This is a genomic window from Streptomyces sp. NPDC001108, assembly GCF_053598535.1.
Map to the genome: position 1 here is coordinate 54127 of NZ_JBSFKL010000019.1, position 17311 is coordinate 71437.

17 protein-coding genes are annotated in these 17311 nt (G+C 73.5%); 4 read left to right on the forward strand and 13 right to left on the reverse strand.

The window, feature by feature from the left end; genetic code table 11:
• Positions 1 to 12 precede the first annotated feature (12 nt).
• From ACWC97_RS30015 to ACWC97_RS30025, 3 genes are all read right to left on the reverse strand, one after another.
• Positions 13 to 690, reverse strand: coding sequence for a peptidase (locus ACWC97_RS30015; protein WP_352276996.1), 678 nt, complete (start codon positions 688 to 690; stop codon positions 13 to 15).
• A gap of 174 nt (positions 691 to 864) precedes the next feature.
• On the reverse strand, positions 865 to 1374 hold the full coding sequence (locus tag ACWC97_RS30020; protein ID WP_352276994.1) for an ATP-binding protein: 510 nt from the start codon (positions 1372 to 1374) through the stop codon (positions 865 to 867).
• A gap of 304 nt (positions 1375 to 1678) precedes the next feature.
• Entirely contained in the window at positions 1679 to 2047 is a 369-nt protein-coding gene (locus ACWC97_RS30025) for an STAS domain-containing protein (protein ID WP_385206548.1), read from the reverse strand.
• A 306-nt stretch (positions 2048 to 2353) separates the two neighbouring features.
• Between ACWC97_RS30025 and ACWC97_RS30030 the strand changes: the two genes are divergently transcribed.
• Positions 2354 to 3283, forward strand: a complete 930-nt coding sequence (locus ACWC97_RS30030) for an RNA polymerase sigma factor SigF (RefSeq protein ID WP_450652694.1) — start codon at positions 2354 to 2356, stop codon at positions 3281 to 3283.
• Between the two features lie 111 nt (positions 3284 to 3394).
• On the opposite strand, the gene hutI is transcribed toward ACWC97_RS30030, so the two are convergent.
• The 4 genes from hutI to hutU form a co-directional block, all read right to left on the reverse strand.
• Positions 3395 to 4567, reverse strand: a complete 1173-nt coding sequence (hutI, locus tag ACWC97_RS30035) for an imidazolonepropionase (RefSeq protein WP_450652695.1) — start codon at positions 4565 to 4567, stop codon at positions 3395 to 3397.
• A gap of 32 nt (positions 4568 to 4599) precedes the next feature.
• The gene (locus ACWC97_RS30040; protein ID WP_450652696.1) at positions 4600 to 6009 is read right to left on the reverse strand and encodes a formimidoylglutamate deiminase; all 1410 of its coding nucleotides are present in this window, start codon (positions 6007 to 6009) and stop codon (positions 4600 to 4602) included.
• Positions 6000 to 7214, reverse strand: coding sequence for an allantoate amidohydrolase (locus ACWC97_RS30045; protein ID WP_450652741.1), 1215 nt, complete (start codon positions 7212 to 7214; stop codon positions 6000 to 6002). The genes ACWC97_RS30040 and ACWC97_RS30045 overlap by 10 nt, the downstream gene beginning before the upstream one ends.
• Positions 7215 to 7315: 101 nt before the next feature.
• Positions 7316 to 8977: a urocanate hydratase gene (gene hutU / locus ACWC97_RS30050; protein WP_450652698.1), complete on the reverse strand. Its 1662-nt coding sequence runs from the start codon at positions 8975 to 8977 to the stop codon at positions 7316 to 7318.
• A 324-nt stretch (positions 8978 to 9301) separates the two neighbouring features.
• On the opposite strand from hutU, the gene ACWC97_RS30055 reads away from it, so the two are divergent.
• A complete protein-coding gene (locus ACWC97_RS30055; RefSeq protein WP_450652700.1) occupies positions 9302 to 9838 on the forward strand; it encodes a roadblock/LC7 domain-containing protein in 537 nt (178 codons plus the stop codon).
• A gap of 9 nt (positions 9839 to 9847) precedes the next feature.
• Here ACWC97_RS30055 and ACWC97_RS30060 read toward each other — a convergent pair whose 3' ends face one another.
• The 5 genes from ACWC97_RS30060 to ACWC97_RS30080 form a co-directional block, all read right to left on the reverse strand.
• Positions 9848 to 10414: a hypothetical protein gene (locus tag ACWC97_RS30060; RefSeq protein WP_352276986.1), complete on the reverse strand. Its 567-nt coding sequence runs from the start codon at positions 10412 to 10414 to the stop codon at positions 9848 to 9850.
• Positions 10415 to 10525: 111 nt separating this feature from the next.
• Complete coding sequence (locus ACWC97_RS30065; RefSeq protein WP_450652702.1) at positions 10526 to 11137, reverse strand: hypothetical protein; 612 nt, start codon at positions 11135 to 11137, stop codon at positions 10526 to 10528.
• Positions 11138 to 11213: 76 nt separating this feature from the next.
• Positions 11214 to 12059: a MurR/RpiR family transcriptional regulator gene (locus ACWC97_RS30070; protein ID WP_352276982.1), complete on the reverse strand. Its 846-nt coding sequence runs from the start codon at positions 12057 to 12059 to the stop codon at positions 11214 to 11216.
• 323 nt (positions 12060 to 12382) lie between these two features.
• On the reverse strand, positions 12383 to 13111 hold the full coding sequence (locus tag ACWC97_RS30075; RefSeq protein ID WP_450652704.1) for a hypothetical protein: 729 nt from the start codon (positions 13109 to 13111) through the stop codon (positions 12383 to 12385).
• Entirely contained in the window at positions 13104 to 13622 is a 519-nt protein-coding gene (locus ACWC97_RS30080) for a SigE family RNA polymerase sigma factor (RefSeq protein WP_352276979.1), read from the reverse strand. The genes ACWC97_RS30075 and ACWC97_RS30080 overlap by 8 nt, the downstream gene beginning before the upstream one ends.
• Positions 13623 to 13814: 192 nt before the next feature.
• On the opposite strand from ACWC97_RS30080, the gene ACWC97_RS30085 reads away from it, so the two are divergent.
• The gene (locus ACWC97_RS30085) at positions 13815 to 14234 is read left to right on the forward strand and encodes a hypothetical protein (RefSeq protein ID WP_450652706.1); all 420 of its coding nucleotides are present in this window, start codon (positions 13815 to 13817) and stop codon (positions 14232 to 14234) included.
• A 298-nt stretch (positions 14235 to 14532) separates the two neighbouring features.
• Here the strand turns inward: ACWC97_RS30085 and ACWC97_RS30090 are convergent, their stop codons facing one another.
• The gene (locus ACWC97_RS30090; RefSeq protein ID WP_352276977.1) at positions 14533 to 15939 is read right to left on the reverse strand and encodes a cystathionine beta-synthase; all 1407 of its coding nucleotides are present in this window, start codon (positions 15937 to 15939) and stop codon (positions 14533 to 14535) included.
• A 166-nt stretch (positions 15940 to 16105) separates the two neighbouring features.
• Between ACWC97_RS30090 and ACWC97_RS30095 the strand changes: the two genes are divergently transcribed.
• Entirely contained in the window at positions 16106 to 17224 is a 1119-nt protein-coding gene (locus ACWC97_RS30095; RefSeq protein WP_352276975.1) for an SGNH/GDSL hydrolase family protein, read from the forward strand.
• The last annotated feature ends 87 nt before the right edge of the window (positions 17225 to 17311 follow it).

Genomic DNA, 17311 nt, shown 5'->3' on the forward strand with positions numbered 1-17311 from the left:
CGGGGCCGTGTCTCAGCGGGCCTCGGCGCCCTGGCCGCGCCGGGTCAGCCAGAGCACCCCGGCCGCACCGGCCAGCAGTACCGTGCCGCCGAGCGTGCCGAGGGCCACCGCCGAGTCGAGCGGACCGGTCTTCGGGAGCTGCCCCCCGCCGTCGCCCGAGGTGCTCTGCGGTGCGCCGCCGGAGGCCGCCGTGACGTCCAACTGGAGCGCGGGGCCGGGGTTGTTGGCCGGGGTGCAGGTCGTCGTCGTACCGATCGCCTTGATGGTGAGCACGCCGGCGGTGAAGTCGACCTTGCCGCTCTTCCTCGGGGTGTACGTACCGGACAGGTCGCTGATCTTGATGGGGGTGTTGGCGGGTATCGCGGCGGAGTTCGACGGACCGGAGACCTGGACCTGGCCCGAGTCGGCGCCGCCCACCTTGATGACCGCGCTGGGGTTCATGGCGCCCTTGCCCAGTTCGATCGGGCTGGAGGAGACGCCCTTCTGGAAGGACATCGTGAGCCGGTAGCCCCCGCCGCTCTTGACGGCCTTGATGTCGATGGGCGACACGGCCTGCTTGTCGCCGATCGGGGTCTTGCACTTGTAGTCGACGTCCACGACCGTGGCGTGGGCGGCGGGCGCGGCCATCAGCACCACCGTGCCCGCCAGCGCGGACGCCAGCGCGAGAGCTGTTCGCTTCTGGTAGGACACCTGAGTTCCCCTCGTGCCGGAGGTCGTCGCACGCCGGTTTCCACCGACGCGATTTCCTGACGACATATCAGATCGGGCGCTCAAGGTACGCCCGGCACCTTGTGGAGGGAAGACAAAGAGCGCGCCGATCCGGCGCGCTCCTCGAAGTGTGGTGAAAGGCCCTGGACGGGCGCCCTACGCGGGCGCGGCCAGCTCCGCCCAGACGGTCTTGCCGGGCCTGCCGGGCACCCGCAGCACGCCCCAGTCCAGGCAGAGCCGCTGCACGATGAACATCCCGTGGCCGCCGGGGCGTCCGGCGCGGTGCGGCGTACGGGGCGCGGGCTGCCCGGCACCCCCGTCGACGACCTCCACCCGCAGCACCTTCGCCGTGCGGGCGATCCGGATCTCGTCCGGCCCCTCGGCGTGCAGGCAGGCGTTGGTGACCAGCTCGGAGACGACCAGCAGGACGTCCTCGGCGGCGGCGCGGGCGTCGGCGCCGGAGGCGGGGAGCCAGCCCCATTCGTGCAGCGCCTGGCGGGCGAAGTCCCGGGCGGCCGGTACGACCCCGGGGACACCGCGCAACGCCAGGGTGTGCCACTGCCGCCCGTCCGGACCGGACGCGGGTGCGGCGGCGCCCTCGTCCGCGTCGGCGTCCTGCGGCTCCCGGCCGAGGTCGCCCGGCGGATGCTGCCGGGTGGTGCTCATCAGCGCTTCACCTCACCGATTCACCTTGTCGCCGCCACAACCGTCCGACGGTTCCGGACGGTTCCAGTTGCGATCACACATGTGGTTACGAATGCGAGTACGGACACGGGTACGAGTACGGATACGGATGCGGAGCGTTCGGGTCGTCCTTGGCCCTGCCGGATGTCTTCTGCCCGGCCGAATCGTGACAACACCCACTTCGTCCGTGCGGATCGCGTGACGCGGGCAACACCCGGGGCGCCCGGGACCGCTCCGCGTGCGCGGCCGCGCGCCCCGGCCCCCGCACGCCGGTCGCGCGCCGCGGTCACGTCTCCAGCGCCGCTTCCAGGGAGTCGTGGACGGTGAAGACCGCCTCGGCGCCGGTGATCTCGAAGACCCGCGCCACCACCGGCAGCATCCCGGCCAGATGGACCCCTCCCCCGGCCGCCTCCGCCTTCAGGCGGGCACCGAGCAGCACGTTCAGCCCGGTGGAGTCGCAGAATTCGAGCCCCGAGCAGTCCACCACCAGGCGTGCCCGGCCCTGCTCGACCGCGCGCTCCAGGGGCTCGCGCAGCAGGTCGGCCGTGTGGTGGTCCAGCTCACCCACGGGCGTGACGACCTCACTGCGCCCTTCGGTCCGGACCCCGACCTGAAGTCGACCCCGATTCGCACTGCCGACCGTCCCGCGGTCCATGCCGCCCCTCTTCGTCGATCGTCACCGCCCGGAATCACCGCGTGCGCGGACGTGCGGATGACGTGGATGTGCTGCCTCTGACGTTCTTGAAAGATTACGCGGTCGACGCGCGATCTGTGTGCCATGCGATACCGGACGACACCAACAAACCGGACATAACATCCCAATTGGCGCTTGTAACTGTCTGTCCGAACCGGGTAAGGGTAGAGAACACCACCCGACACGACCGGCTTCGGAGGCGCCGCTTCACCGCAGGCACACGTATGGGCATCGGCAGCCATATGCCGAGAACGATGGAGGAGACCCATGTCACCCCGGCTCGACGGAACGCGTCCCCACCACGCGACGTCAGCATGTCCTCAGGAACCGGCCCAGGCGGACTCCCCCGCCACGGACGTCCTCGCCGCGGATCCTTCCGCCGCCGGCGCCGGCCTCGAAGGACTTCCCGAGATCCCGCCGTTCGACGAGGTCGATCCGCTGGACGCCAGGGCGTTGTCCAAGACGCTCTTCGCCCGGCTGGAATCCCTCGAAGAGGGCACCCACGAGTACGCGTACGTCCGCAACACGCTCGTCGAACTGAACCTGGCCCTGGTCAGGTTCGCCGCCTCCCGGTTCCGCTCCCGCAGCGAACCGATGGAGGACATCGTCCAGGTCGGCACGATCGGCCTGATCAAGGCGATCGACCGATTCGAACTCAGTCGCGGGGTGGAATTCCCCACCTTCGCGATGCCGACCATCGTCGGCGAGATCAAGCGCTTCTTCCGCGACACCAGTTGGTCCGTGCGCGTTCCGCGCCGGCTCCAGGAACTCCGGCTCGACCTGGCCAAGGCGGGCGACGAGCTCGCCCAGCGACTGGACCGCTCCCCCACCGTGGGCGAGCTCGCCGACCGCCTCGGCATCACGCACGACGAAGTGGTCGAGGGCATGGCAGCGAGCAACGCGTACACCGCGAGCTCGCTGGACGCCAAGCCCGAGGAGGACGATCACGAAGGCACACTGGCGGACCGGATCGGCTACGAGGACCACGGGCTCGAAGGCGTCGAGTACGTGGAGTCCCTGAAGCCGATGATCGCGTGTCTGCCGCAGCGCGAACGCCGCATCCTCTCCCTCCGGTTCGTCGCCAACATGACGCAGTCGGAGATCGGCGAGGAGCTGGGCATCTCGCAGATGCACGTCTCCCGGCTGCTCTCCCGCACGCTGGTACGGCTCCGCAAGGGGCTGACCCTGGAGGAGTGAACGGGCGCGCACGACGCCCGACTTGCGCGAGGGCCCGCCCCATGGCGACTGCTGCCGGGGCGGGCCCTCGCGCATGCCCGGGTCACTCCCGGTCCGTGCTGCGGTGTGCGGTCACACGACGCGTGCGCCGCTCCGCCAGACCGCGTGGACCAGCGGGACGCCCGGCCGGTAGGCCAGGTGGACGTGGCTGGGCGCGTCCAGGAGCACCAGGTCGGCGCGGGCGCCGGGGGCGATGCGGCCGATGTCCGTACGGCGCAGGGCCGCGGCGCCGCCCGCGGTGGCGGACCAGAGGGCCTCGTCCGGGGTCATGCCCATGTCCCGTACGGCGAGGGCGATGCAGAAGGGCACGGAGGAGGTGAACGACGAGCCCGGGTTGCAGTCCGTGGAGAGGGCGACGGTGGCCCCCGCGTCGAGCAGGCGGCGGGCGTCCGGCCAGGCGGCGCGGGTGGAGAACTCGGCGCCGGGGAGCAGGGTGGCGACGGTGCCGCCCTGGGCCAGGGCGTCGACGTCGGCGTCGGTGAGATGGGTGCAGTGGTCCGCGGAGGCGGCGCCGAGCTCCACGGCGAGCTGGACGCCGGGGCCGTGGCCGAGCTGGTTGGCGTGGACGCGGGGGTGCAGGCCCTTCGCCATGCCGGCGGTGAGGATCGCGCGGGCCTGGTCGCCGTCGAAGGCGCCCCGCTCGCAGAAGACGTCCACCCAACCGGCGTACGGGGCGCAGGCGTCGAGCATCTTCCCGGTGACCAGGTCGACGTAGCCGGCCGGGTCGTCGGCGTACTCCGGGGGGACGACGTGGGCGCCGAGGTAGGTGACCTCCTCGGTGTGGCGGGCGGCGATGCGCAGGGCGCGGGCCTCGTCCTCGACGGTGAGCCCGTAGCCGGACTTGGTCTCGAAGGTGGTGGTGCCTTGGCGCAGCGCCTCGGCGAGGTGGTGGGCGAGGTTGGCTTCGAGTTCCTCGTCGGTGGCGGCGCGGGTGGCGGCGACGGTGGTCCGGATGCCGCCCGCGCTGTAGGGGCGGCCGGACATCCGGGCGTTGAACTCCTCGGTGCGGTCGCCCGCGAACACCAGGTGGGAGTGGGAGTCGACGAAGCCGGGGATCATGGCCCGGCCGCCCGCGTCGACGGCGTTGTCGGTGGCGGGTGCTTTGCTGGATTCACCGGTCCAGACGATCCGGTCGCCCTCGATGACGACGGCCGCGTCCCTGATCGGTCCCAGGGGGGAGTCCGCGTCGCGGGAGGGGTCGTTGGTGATCAGGGTGGTGATGTGGGTGATGGCGGTCGTCGTCATCGGGGGGCTGTTCTCCTCGCGGGGGTCCGGCGTCAGCGGTGGAGTGCGGCGATGGCCGAGGCCAGTGCCGCGGGTACGTCCTCGACGAGCGTGTGGTGACCGTCGCGGACGAGGTGACGGCCTGCCACGACCGTGTGCCGTACATCGGCGGCGGAGGCGGCGAATACGGCCGCCTCGGCGGCGAGCCGGGGTGCCGGTCCCGCGGTTCTGACCGAGTCCAGGGCGACGGTCGCCAGGTCGGCGGGGGCCCCGGGTTCGATGACGCCCGCCTCGGGGCGGCCGAGCGCGGCGTGGCCGTCGGCGGTCGCGGCGCGCAGCAGGGCGGCGGCCGTCCAGTGGCCGCGGGCCCGGGTGCGCAGCCGTTCGTTCAGCTCCATCGCGCGCGCCTCCTCGAAGAGGTCGATCACGGCGTGGCTGTCGCTGCCGAGGGAGAGCGGCGACCCGGCCCGCTGGAGGGCGACGGCGGGACCGGTCCCGTCGGCGAGGTCGCGTTCGGTGGTGGGGCACATGCAGGTGCCCGTCCGGGTGGAGCCGATGAGCGCGATGTCCTCGGGGGTGAGGTGGGTGTTGTGGATGCCGGTGGTGCGCGGGCCGAGGACGCCGTGGTCGGCGAGGAGCCGGGCGGGGGTGCGGCCGTGGGCGGCGAGGCATGCCTCGTTCTCGGCGGTCTGCTCGGAGAGGTGGACGTGGAGGGGGGCCTGCCGTTCCTCGGCCCAGGCGGCCACGGTCGCGAGCTGCCCGGCGGGCACCGCGCGTACGGAGTGGACGGCCGCGCCGATCAGGGCGTGGTCGCCGCCCTTGAGGAGGGAGGCGCGTTCGGCCCAGGCCTCGGCGGTGGTGTCGGAGAAGCGGAGCTGGTGCCGGTCGGGTTCGCGGTACCGGGTGGGGCCGTCGCCGAAGCCCGCCGAGAGGTAAGCGGTGTCCAGCAGGGTGATCCGGATGCCCGCCTCGGCCGCCGCCGCGATCAGCGCCTCGCCCATGGCGTTGGGATTGTCGTAGGGGGTGCCGCCGGGCGCGTGGTGCAGATAGTGGAACTCGCCGACGGCGGTGATGCCCGCCAGCGCCATCTCCGCGTACACGGCGCGGGCCAGGTCGTAGTAGGAGTCGGGGGTGAGCCGGGAGGCGACCTGGTACATGGTCTCGCGCCAGGTCCAGAAGGTGCCGGAGCCGACCTGGACGGTGGAGCGCAGGGCGCGGTGGAAGGCGTGCGAGTGGGTGTTGGCCAGCCCGGGGAGGGTGAGGCCGTGCAGCGCGGTGGCGCCGGGGGGCGGGGCGGCGACGCCGGTGCGGACGCCCGTGATCACCCCGTCGGAGACGTCCAGGGCGACGCCCGGCTCGACGTGGGTGGAGAGCCAGGCGTGGGAGAGCCAGTACGTGACGGGGGCGGGGCGGCCGGTGTCCCGGGCGGGCCGGGTCTGCGCCGGTTGCGTTGTCAGCTGCACGCGAGGCCTTCCAGTACGTCGGCGAGTGCGGCGACCCCGGCGGCGCAGTCGTCCTCGGTGGCGTGTTCGGCGGGCGAGTGCGAGATCCCGGTGGGGTTCCGTACGAAGAGCATGGCGGTGGGGACCGATGCGGACAAAATACCCGCGTCGTGCCCGGCGCCGGTGCCCAGGACGGGCACCGGGCGGCCGTCCGCGTCGCCGCCACGCCCCTTGAGGACGCGGCCGATCTCGTCGCGCAGGGCGTGTTCGAACTCGACGACGGGCGTGAAGGACTCGCGTACGACGTCGAGGTCGATGCCGGCCCGTTCGGCGTGGTCCCGGGCGGCGCGTTCGATGCCGGTGACGACGGCGTCCAGCGCGGCCTGGTCGGCGGCGCGGGAGTCGAGCCAGCCGCGCACGAGGGACGGGATGGCGTTGACGCCGTTGGGCTCCACGGCGACCTTGCCGAAGGTGGCGAGGGCCCCGGCGAGCTCCGCCTCGCGGCGGGCGGCCAGCACGGTCTCGGCGTACGTGAGCATCGGGTCGCGCCGGTCGGCGAGGCGGGTGGTGCCCGCGTGGTTGGCCTCGCCGCGGAAGTCGAACCGCCAGCGGCCGTGCGGCCAGATCGCGGAGGCGATGCCGACCGGGTCGCCGGTGAGGTCGAGGGCGCGCCCCTGCTCGACGTGGAGTTCGACGAAGGCGCCGATGCGGGCGAGCCGTTCGGGGTCCGGGCCGATGGTGCCGGGGTCGTGTCCGGCGGCCTCCATGGCCTGCGGGAGGGTGGTGCCGTCGCCGTCGCGGAGCCGGTGGGCCGCTTCCACGGTCAGCTGTCCGGCGGCGAGCCGGGAGCCGACGCAGGCGAGGCCGAAGCGGGCCCCCTCCTCGTCACCGAAGTTGGCGATGGCCAGCGGCCGGGTGAACTCGGCTCCCCGGCCCCGGAGTTCGTCGAGCGCGGCGAAGGAGGAGACCACGCCGAGCGGGCCGTCGAAGGCGCCGCCGTCCGGTACGGAGTCGAGGTGCGATCCGGTGACGACGGCGTCCCCGGCGAGGGGGTCGCCGAGCCAGGCCCACTGGTTGCCGTTCCGGTCCGTCTCGCAGACGAGTCCGCGCGTCTCGGCCTGGGCGCGGAACCAGGCGCGGCAGTCGATGTCGGCGCCGGTCCAGGCGTAGCGGCGGTAGCCGCCGCTGTCCCGGTTCCGGCCGATCGGTGCCAGCTCCCGCCACATCTCCTGGAACGACGGGGGCGCCCAGGCGCGGGCGGACGGCTCGGGGGACGGCGGCGTCCCGGCCCCGCCCCGCCCGCCCGCACCGGCCCCGGGGGGCCGGCTCACTGGCCGTCCTCCGTCATCGGCACCCGTACGCCCTTGTCGGCGGCGACCGCCTCCGCACTGTCGTACCCGGCGTCGACGTGCCGGATGACGCCCATGCCCGGGTCGTTGGTGAGCACCCGGCGGATCTTCTCGCCCGCGAGCGGTGTGCCGTCGGCGACGGTGACCTGTCCGGCGTGGATGGAGCGGCCCATGCCGACGCCGCCGCCGTGGTGCAGGGAGACCCAGGAGGCCCCGGAGGCCACGTTGACCATGGCGTTGAGCAGCGGCCAGTCGGCGATCGCGTCGGACCCGTCGAGCATGGCCTCGGTCTCCCGGTACGGGGAGGCCACGGAGCCGCAGTCCAGGTGGTCGCGGCCGATGGCCAGCGGTGCGGCCAGCTCGCCGCCGGCCACCATGTCGTTGAAGCGCTCGCCGGCCCGGTCGCGCTCCCCGTAGCCGAGCCAGCAGATCCGGGCGGGCAGCCCCTGGAAGTGGACCCGCTCGCCGGCCATCCTGATCCAGCGGTGCAGCGACTCGTTCTCCGGGAAGAGGTCGAGGATCGCCCGGTCGGTCTTGTGGATGTCGGACGCCTCGCCGGACAGGGCGGCCCAGCGGAAGGGGCCCTTGCCCTCGCAGAACAGCGGCCGGATGTAGGCGGGTACGAAGCCGGGGAAGTCGAAGGCCCTGCCGTATCCGGCGAGCTGGGCCTCGCCGCGGATGGAGTTGCCGTAGTCGAAGACCTCGGCCCCGGCGTCCATGAAGCCGACCATCGCCTCGACGTGCCGGGCCATCGACTCCCGGGCGCGGGTGGTGAAACCGGCCGGGTCCTTGGCGGCATACGCCGCCATGTCGTCGAAGTCGACGCCGAGCGGGAGGTAGGACAGCGGGTCGTGCGCGCTGGTCTGGTCGGTGACGATGTCGATCGGGGCGCCCTCGGCGAGCATCCGGGGCAGCAGTTCCGCCGCGTTGCCGAGCAGGCCGATGGAGAGCGGGCGGCGGGCGTCCTGGGCCTCGGTGGCGAGCTGGAGCGCGTGCTCCAGGGAGTCGGCGCGCACATCGAGGTAGCGGTGCTCGATCCGGCGCTCGATGGCGCGCGGGTCGCAGTCGACGCAGATCGCGACGCCGTCGTTCATGGTCACGGCGAGCGGCTGCGCGCCGCCCATGCCGCCGAGCCCGGCGGTCAGGGTGATGGTGCCGGCCAGCGTCCCGCCGAACTTCTTCGCGGCGACGGCGGAGAAGGTCTCGTACGTGCCCTGGAGGATGCCCTGGGTGCCGATGTAGATCCACGAACCGGCGGTCATCTGGCCGTACATGGTGAGCCCGAGCGCCTCCAGGCGGCGGAACTCCTCCCAGTTGGCCCAGTCGCCGACCAGGTTGGAGTTGGCGATCAGGACGCGCGGCGCCCACTCGTGGGTCTGCATGACGCCGACCGGGCGGCCGGACTGGACGAGCATCGTCTCGTCCTGCTTGAGCGTCCGCAGCGTGCGCACCATCGCGTCGAAGGAGCGCCAGTCGCGGGCCGCCTTGCCGGTGCCGCCGTAGACGACGAGCTTGTCGGGGTGCTCGGCGACCTCGGGGTCCAGGTTGTTCTGGAGCATGCGCAGGGCGGCCTCCTGCTGCCACCCCAGGGCGCTCAGTTCCGTACCGCGCGGTGCCCGTACGGGGCGGGGTCCTGACATGGGGATGCCTCCTCGCGACTGTAAGCTCTCCATTCACATCCTGGTGTCATGAATAGTTGTAGTCAACAGTCGCGCACCGTCGCACGGAGTCCGTGTCCCCGTCCGCCCCGCGCACGGGGTCGCTCTCTCGGCTCCGGCGCGCGCCCTCGGCGCACACCTGTGCCCCGGTGCATGTGCCGGTGGAATTTGCCCGAATCCTCTTCCGGGGGGTGCACGATGCGTAGCCTCGTGGTCACACCGAACCCCCGGTACCGGGAAGGGCATTGCCCGTCGCCCGTCCTCGGGCATCCTCCCGGACCGGTTCGTACCCCATGGGAGGCTTCTGTGATCCGAGCACTCAGGCTGCGCGCCGGGGCGAAGCAGCCGCCGACACCCGAGTCCGGGCCGGACGACGTGCTGGCCGAACTCCGCAGATTACGTGCCGGGTTACCGCTCGTGTCCGGTTCCCTGGTCGCCGGTACCGACGGTCTCGTACTGGCCCACGACGCGCCCGAGATAGAGCCCGAGACGGTCGCCGCGCTGACCGCGAGCGCCCTCGGTGTCGCGGTCCGGATGACGGAAGCGGCCGACCGGGGCGGTTTCGGCGAGTTCCTGGTGCGCGGCGAGTCCGGCTGTCTGGCCGCGTACACCGCGGGGGAATCGGCCGTGCTCACCCTGTTCGCCGAGGACCGGATCGACATCGACCGCCTCCGCGCCGAGGGCCGCCGGGCGGCCGCCCGGATCGGCGCGCTGATCGACGCCCCCGAGCGCCGCGCCGCCCCTCCGGCGCCCTCCGGATGCCCGGCCCCCGCCGCCCCGTCCGCGCCCTCGCCCCGGCAGCTGCCCCCACAGCCGCCCCGGCCGTACCCGTCCTGGCCGTAGGGCGCGGGATCAGCGGGTGCGCCGCGCCCCGCCGGGCGCGGCGTCGCCCGCCATCGGCCCCGTCGTGCGGTAGCCCGCGACCCGCTTGCCCGCGGGCCGCCCGCGCCCCGCCGCGTCGGCGGGCACCCAGTACAGGACGTCGTCCGCGTGCTCGCGCCGCCCGATCCGTACGGCCTTGAGCCAGAGTCCGGCGCCCGCCCCGGCCAGCGTCATCCCGCCCGCCCCGGGCAGCAGGAACGCGCTCGCCACCGCCAGGACGAACGCCGCGAGCAGCCACCACCGGTGGCCGCGCCGCCAGGCCCGTACGGTCACGGCGCGGTCCTGGAGGAAGTCGGAGCGCCCGGCGCGGGTGGCCCCGGCGGCCAGTGCCGCGTACCGCCGCCCCCGTACGAGCGCCACGACGACGGCGGTGACCAGGAACAGCGCGACCCCGGCCAGCAGCCCGATCCGGCGGCCGGTGAAACCGGGCACCAGCGCGCCGATCCCCGCGGCAAGCAGCCCGAGCCACCACAGCGGGGCGGCTCCGGCCCGTACGATCACGGCCACCCTCGCCAACGACTGCGCCCCGCGCCCCATGTCCGTACCCCTTTCTCCTCGGCCGCCCGGCTCCTCGCGGGCGGCTCGGGGCGGAGGGTAGTGGGCGCGGATGAGGGGCGTCTGAGAAACGGGGAGGAGCCCGCGCGACGGTCAGAGCATGAGCCCGACCAGGCCGTTTCCCCCGTTCAGACAGCCGAAGCGCCCCGGGCAGCAGCACTCCCACCCCTCGTGCCCGTCCCCGCTGAGGAGGAGGTCGCGCCACGGCTCCCCGGCCGGGACGTGCTCCCCGCCCAGCCGGAGCGAGAGCCCCGGCACCGCCACCCACCCCCGCGCCTCGGGCGGCCGGACCAGTTCCGGGAGTACGGCGAGGACCTCTTCGGAGGGGTGCCCGAACAGGTCGACGCCGTCCCACACCGCCCCCGCGTCCGGCGCACCGGGCGCGGGCTTCCGCACCGTGATCCTGATCCCCGCGAGCCGGTCCGGCGCATCCGGGCCCCCGTCGTCCAGGGTCACCTGAAGTCCGCCGAAGACGGCGACCACGTTCCAGCCCGGCTGGTGGAGGTAGCCGGAGAGCCAGGCGTCATGGGCGTGGCGCCGTTCGGCGTACTCCCGGAGCGTCAACGAGCCGCATTGCAGCCCCCAGTACGTCCGCGGCGCGGCCGCCTCCAGCAGGGCCGCGGCCTCCTCGGGGCCCGTACCGAACCGGAGCGTCCCGGCTCCGCCCGGCAGTCCCACACCGGTCCCCGGCAGCAGTTCGAGCATGGCCCGATTCTCCGGGACCGGGCACGGGCCCGGCGCGCCGGGGCGTCCGCCGGGGCCGTCGCGACCGCGGCCGGTCTCACTCGACGAACAGGCCCCGGGCCGCCGCCCCCGCGTCGAACTCCTCCAGCCGGGCCTGTGCGCCGGGCAGCGCGTCGCACATCGACTCCAGCAGGACCCGCCCGAGCAGCATGGGGGCGCACGCGGTGTCGAAGGCGAGCCCGGTACCGACGCCGGCCGGGATCAGCAGGTCGCTGTGGCGGGCGACGGGCGCGAAGGCGGAATCCGCGACCGACACGACGGTCAGCCCCTGCTCCCGGGCGTACGCGAGGGCGTCCACCACCTCCTTCGGGTGGCGGGGCAGCGCGAAGCAGATCAGCGCGGTGGCCCCGGCGCGGCGGGCCGCGTCGATCCGGTCCTGGAGCATGCTGCCGCCCTCGTCGAGCACCCGGACGTCGGGGTGGACCTTGGCCGCGAAGTACCCGAAGCCGCGCGCCTGCGAGGAGGCGGCCCGCAGCCCGAGGACCGGCAGCGGGCGCGAGGCCGCCAGCACCCTGCCCGCGTGCTCGACGGGGCCGGGGTCGGCGAGCAGCTCGGCCAGGTGCCGGAGGTTCTCGATCTCGCCGAGCACCGCCTGCTGGTACTCGTTGGGCGCGTCGTCCCCGTCGCCCGGCGCGGCCCCGGCGGGGGCGATCTCCCGCAGGTGCTTGCGGAGCGCCGGATAGCCGTCGAAGCCGAGCGCCACGGCGAACCGGGTCACGGATGGCTGGCTGACCCCGGCGAGCTCGGCCAGCTCCACGCTCGACAGGAACGGCACGTCCCCCGCCCTGCGCACCATCGAGTGCGCGATACGGCGCTGGGTGGGGGTGAGCCGGTGCCCCTCGAAGAGCCGCTGCAACCGCGCGGCCGGGCCGCTCCCGCTCATGCTGTCCCCTCGGTCGGTCCGCGGGCCCGTCGGCCCGTGAACCCGTCGATAACCTGTCGATCCCCGGACCCCGCCGGTCCGCGAGCCCGTCGGAGACCTGTCGGTCCGTCGATGCGGCGCGCCCCGGTCCGGACGGTCCGGCGCCGGCGCATCCCTGCGGGCCGGCACATCCATTCAGTCAGGATGGCAGCTGCATGTCCATATGCAGCCGGAGCACCGGACCACTGGTAACCAGGGGCCGTACCGCCGGGGCCCGGGGCCGCACCGCCCGGACCCGGGACCGTACCGCCCCGGCGCGAGGTCGCACCGCTCAGGCGCACCGCTCAGGACGCGCCGTCCACGATCCCTACGACCGAGACCCAGGACTTCCACCGCTGCGTGAAGACCCGCAGCGTATGGCCCTCCACCTTCCCGGCCCAGGCGAGGGTCCCCTGCTGGTCCGCCAGTTCCTCCGGTATGTCCTCGGGCGCCCGGTCCGGTCCGCCCGGTACGTCCGCCGGTTCACCCGACACGCGGCGCAGGCCCTCCGTCTCCAGACGGGTGAAGACCGCCAGCAGTTCGTCCCGGGCCACGCCCGCGCCCGCGTTGTAGTCGACGACGCACTGCCGGGCCACGGCACCGCGCGCCCCTCGGTACCCCGAGGTGTAAGCGGCCCTGTCGGGCCCCTTCCCGGTCATGGTGGTCATGCAGAACTCCGCGAGCCCCGCCCGGTTCAGGACATCGCCCCGGGCACCGGAGGCGACGGGCTCTCCATCGGTCTGCTTCCAGTGCCAGATGTCGTCCAGCGGTACGTCCCGCGCGGGGAGGTTCTGGACCACACCGTTCTTGCGGAACGGGTTCTCCGGCGCGGTGGCCACCGTGCCCCGGCGGTCCTGCGACCCGTCCGCCCCGCCCGGCAGCAGGGCCCACGCGCCGGTCAGCAGCGCGGCCGCGCACAACGTGGCCGCGCCCGCTCTGCGACGTGCCCGGCGCCGCTGCCCGCGCCGCCGGATCTCCTCTGCGGCGGGCAGTCGCACCACGACACCGTCCAGCAGTTCCTCGGCCTCAGCCATGGTCGGCACTCCTCACTCGCCCGGCGGTGACCACGGGATCGGCCAGCCGCTCGCCCAGCACCTTGCGGGCCCGGTGGAGCCGGGTCCGTACCGCACCGTTCGACACTCCCGTCTCCCGCGCCACGTCCTCCACCGGCAGGTCCAGCAGATGGTGCAGGACCACGGCCCGGCGCTGTTCGGCGGTCAGCTCACCGAGCGCGTCCATCAGCGCCACCCGGTCCGCCGACAGTCCGGGCGCGTCCGCGGGCGGGCCGTGCCGGAAGTGGGCACGCACCCGGTTGCGCGTCCTGCGCCAGGTGCTGATCGCCAGCCGGACCGCCACCGTCCGCACCCAGGGCAGCGGGTCCCCCTCGCGCACCAGCCGGTCCCAGCGCTGCCACGCCCGTACGTATGCCTCCTGCACCGCGTCCTCCGCCTCGGCCAGATCGCCGGTCGTGGCGTACACGGTGGCGACCAGCCTCTTGGCCGTGGCCGTGTAGAACGCGTCGAAATCCTCGGCCCCCGTTGGCATCGTCCCCCCTTCCCTCCGCTCATCCGTCCATCCCCCAGGAACTGTTCCCACCGGATACACGCACCGGCGGGGGCGGATGTTACGGACGACTTTCCGGGGCGCCCGGCCGGGCCCGCCGTGCGGCGCTCCCCCGGGAGAAGAGGGGGGACAGCCCCACTGTGCGCGGGGCGGGCGGCTCCTAGCCTGAAGGGCATGAAATCCGGAGACCCCGAGCTCAGGAGCGAGCTCGACGCCGCACTCCGGGCCCGTGAGGAGCTGGGTCCGGAGTACGAGCCCGCGCTCGTGGAGTCCTTCCTGGAGAAGGTCGACCAGCGGATGGACCACATGCTCGACCGCCGGGTGCGCCGTCATCTCGCCGAGCAGCGGGTGGACGTCGTCCGGCGGGAGCGCCATCCGCAGCACCGGCTGGCGGGCTTCGCCGAGCGCCATGGATTCGGGATCGTCTCGCTGGTCCTGGCCGTCCCGCTTTCGGCCATCGGCGCCTCTACCGCCGGTACCGGGGGACTGATCGTCGCTTGGCTGGGGATCGTCGCCGTCAACGCGGTGCAGGCGCTCTGCGGCCACGGCCATCAGGTGGCCCCGCACCGCGCGCGATCAGACTGGGAGGACTGAGAACAGGCCCTGGAGGGCCCGGAACCGACGCGGGGACCGCCGCACCCCCGGGAATCCCAGGGGGCGGGACGACGGCGGTCCCCGCGGCGGACGCGGGCCGGGTCAGGGCCGGTGGCCGCGTCCTGGCGACGGTGGAGGTCCGGGAGCCGCTCCGTAGTCCGTGTCGCCGTTCCGGGTGCCGGCGGGCTTCCCCGCCGACACCCGCCAATCTGCCGGACCCGTGTTAAGCCGGTGCTGCGCGCATGTGTCGTCCCCGTACCGTTTTCGCGAAGCCCGGCCGTGATCCGCCGGACCCGCCCTACGCCTTGCCGGCCGAGGCGTCCTTCGCGAGGAAGGCCAGCAGGTCCTGGCGGCTGACCACGCCCTTCGGCTTGCCCTCCACCAGCACGATCGCCGCGTCCGCCGTGTTCGTACCGCCGAGCACCGCCATCAGGTCCTCGACCGGCTCGCCGGAGCCGACCTGCGGCAGCGGCGGCGACATGTGCTTCTCCAGCGGGTCGGAGAGCGAGGCCCTCTGGGCGAAGAGCGCGTTCAGCAGTTCCCGCTCCACCACCGAGCCGATGACCTCGGCGGCCATCACGTCCGGGTGCCCGGCCCCCGGCTTCACGATCGGCATCTGCGAGACGCCGTACTCGCGCAGCACGTCGATCGCCTCGCCGACGGTCTCCTCGGGGTGCATGTGGACGAGGGTCGGGATCGGGCCCTCCTTGTGGTCCAGCACGTCCCCGACCCGGGCCGACGGACCGGAGTCCTCCAGGAACCCGTAGTCGGCCATCCACTCGTCGTTGAAGATCTTGCTCAGGTACCCGCGGCCGCTGTCCGGCAGCAGGACGACGACCACGTCGTCCGGGCCGAGCCGCTTGGCGACCTCCAGCGCGCCGACCACCGCCATCCCGCAGGAGCCCCCGACCAGCAGCCCCTCCTCCTTGGCGAGGCGGCGGGTCATCTGGAAGGAGTCCTTGTCGGACACGGCGACGATCTCGTCCGTGACCGTGCGGTCGTAGGCGCTCGGCCAGAAGTCCTCGCCGACGCCCTCGACGAGGTAGGGCCGCCCGGAGCCGCCGGAGTACACCGAGCCCTCCGGGTCCGCGCCGATCACCTTCACCGCGCCGTCGCTGACCTCCTTCAGATAGCGGCCGGTACCGCTGATCGTGCCGCCGGTGCCGACGCCCGCGACGAAGTGGGTGATCTTCCCCTCCGTCTGCTCCCACAGCTCCGGACCGGTGGTCTCGTAGTGGGAACGCGGGTTGTTGGGGTTGGAGTACTGGTCCGGCTTCCAGGCCCCGGGGGTCTCACGGACCAGCCGGTCGGAGACGTTGTAGTACGAGTCGGGGTGCTCGGGGTCGACGGCCGTCGGGCAGACGACGACCTCGGCACCGTAGGCGCGCAGCACATTGATCTTGTCCGTGGACACCTTGTCCGGGCACACGAAAATGCACTTGTACCCCTTCTGCTGGGCGACGATCGCCAGGCCGACACCGGTGTTGCCACTGGTCGGCTCGACGATGGTGCCGCCCGGCTCCAGCTCGCCGCTCTGCTCGGCGGCCTCGATCATGCGCAGGGCGATCCGGTCCTTGACCGAGCCTCCAGGGTTGAAGTACTCGACCTTCGCCAGGACCGTTGCCTGGATACCGGCCGTCACATTGCGCAGCCGCACCAGCGGGGTGTTGCCGACGAGACTGATCATCGAATCGTGGAATTGCACCGTCTACTCCGGGGTCTCCGTAATGGTCCGGCAAGCGTATGCGTACGGGCGGGGGATCGGGCGAAGCCTTCGGACAGGCGATTGAGCGACCGTCCGTACGGGGCAGTTAGCTGTATGTACGGGGTACGGCGACGAGGAGGTGGACCGGACTGTGTCAAGAGCACGCGTGGCACGGCGGATCGCGGCGGGCGCGGCCTACGGCGGGGGCAGCGTCGGACTGCTCGGCGCCGCGGCGGTCGGCGTCCTGCTGGCGGAGGTCCATCTGGCGAAGCGGCAGGTGGGCGGGGGCATCGCACCGGTGCCACCGAGCGCGGACGGCCGGTACGGGGTGGCGTTCGCGGGGCCCGCGGAGCCCCTGCGGCTGGGGCTGCTGGGGGATTCGACGGCGGTCGGGCAGGGGGTGCGCCGGGCCGGGCAGACCCCGGGGGCGCTGCTGGCCTCGGGGCTCGCGGCGGTCTCCGAGCGGCCGGTCGACCTGCGCAACGTGGGCCGGCCGGGGGCCCGGTCGGACGATCTGGAACGGCAGGTCTCGCTGCTGCTCTCCGACGTCTCCGGGGTCCCGGACGTCTGCGTGATCATGATCGGTGCGAACGACGTGACGCACCGCATCCCGGCCACCCAGTCGGTGCGCTGTCTGACCACCGCCGTGCGCAGGCTGCGGACGGCGGGCGCGGAGGTGGTCGTCGGCACCTGCCCGGACCTGGGCACGATCGAGCCGGTCTACCAGCCGCTGCGCTGGCTGGCCCGGCGGGTGAGCCGTCAGCTGGCCGCGGCGCAGACGATCGGCTCGGTGGAGCAGGGCGGGCGCACGGTGTCGCTGGGCGATCTGCTCGGTCCGGAGTTCGAGGCCAATCCGCGGGAGCTGTTCGGCCCGGACAACTACCACCCGTCGGCGGAGGGGTACGCCACGGCGGCGATGGCCGTGCTGCCGACGCTCTGCGCGGCGCTGGGGCTGTGGCCGGAGTCCGACCGGCTGGACGGGGCCCGGCGCGAGGACATGCTGCCGGTGGCCAAGGCGGCCTCCCAGGCGGCCCGGGAGGCCGGTACGGAGGTCACGGCGGCGCGGGCGCCCTGGGCGTTGCTCAAGCACCGCAGGCGGCGGCGCCTGCCCACCGCGTCGGAGCCCGCCCCGCACCGGGCGGCGGAAACGGGCTCGGGCACAGGCGCGGAGGGGAGGACGCCCCCGGCGGCCGCCCGGGAGGACCGTACGGGCCCACCACCCCCCGGGACCGCCCGCGACGACGGCGCGGAAGTGCCTCCCGAGACTCCCCGGCCGGTCGACTGAGCGGTCGGCCCTGCGGTCCCCCGGCGACCCGGTCCGGGGATCGACCGAGCGGTCGCTTAGAAAAGAGGGCGGCGTCACACGCACTGC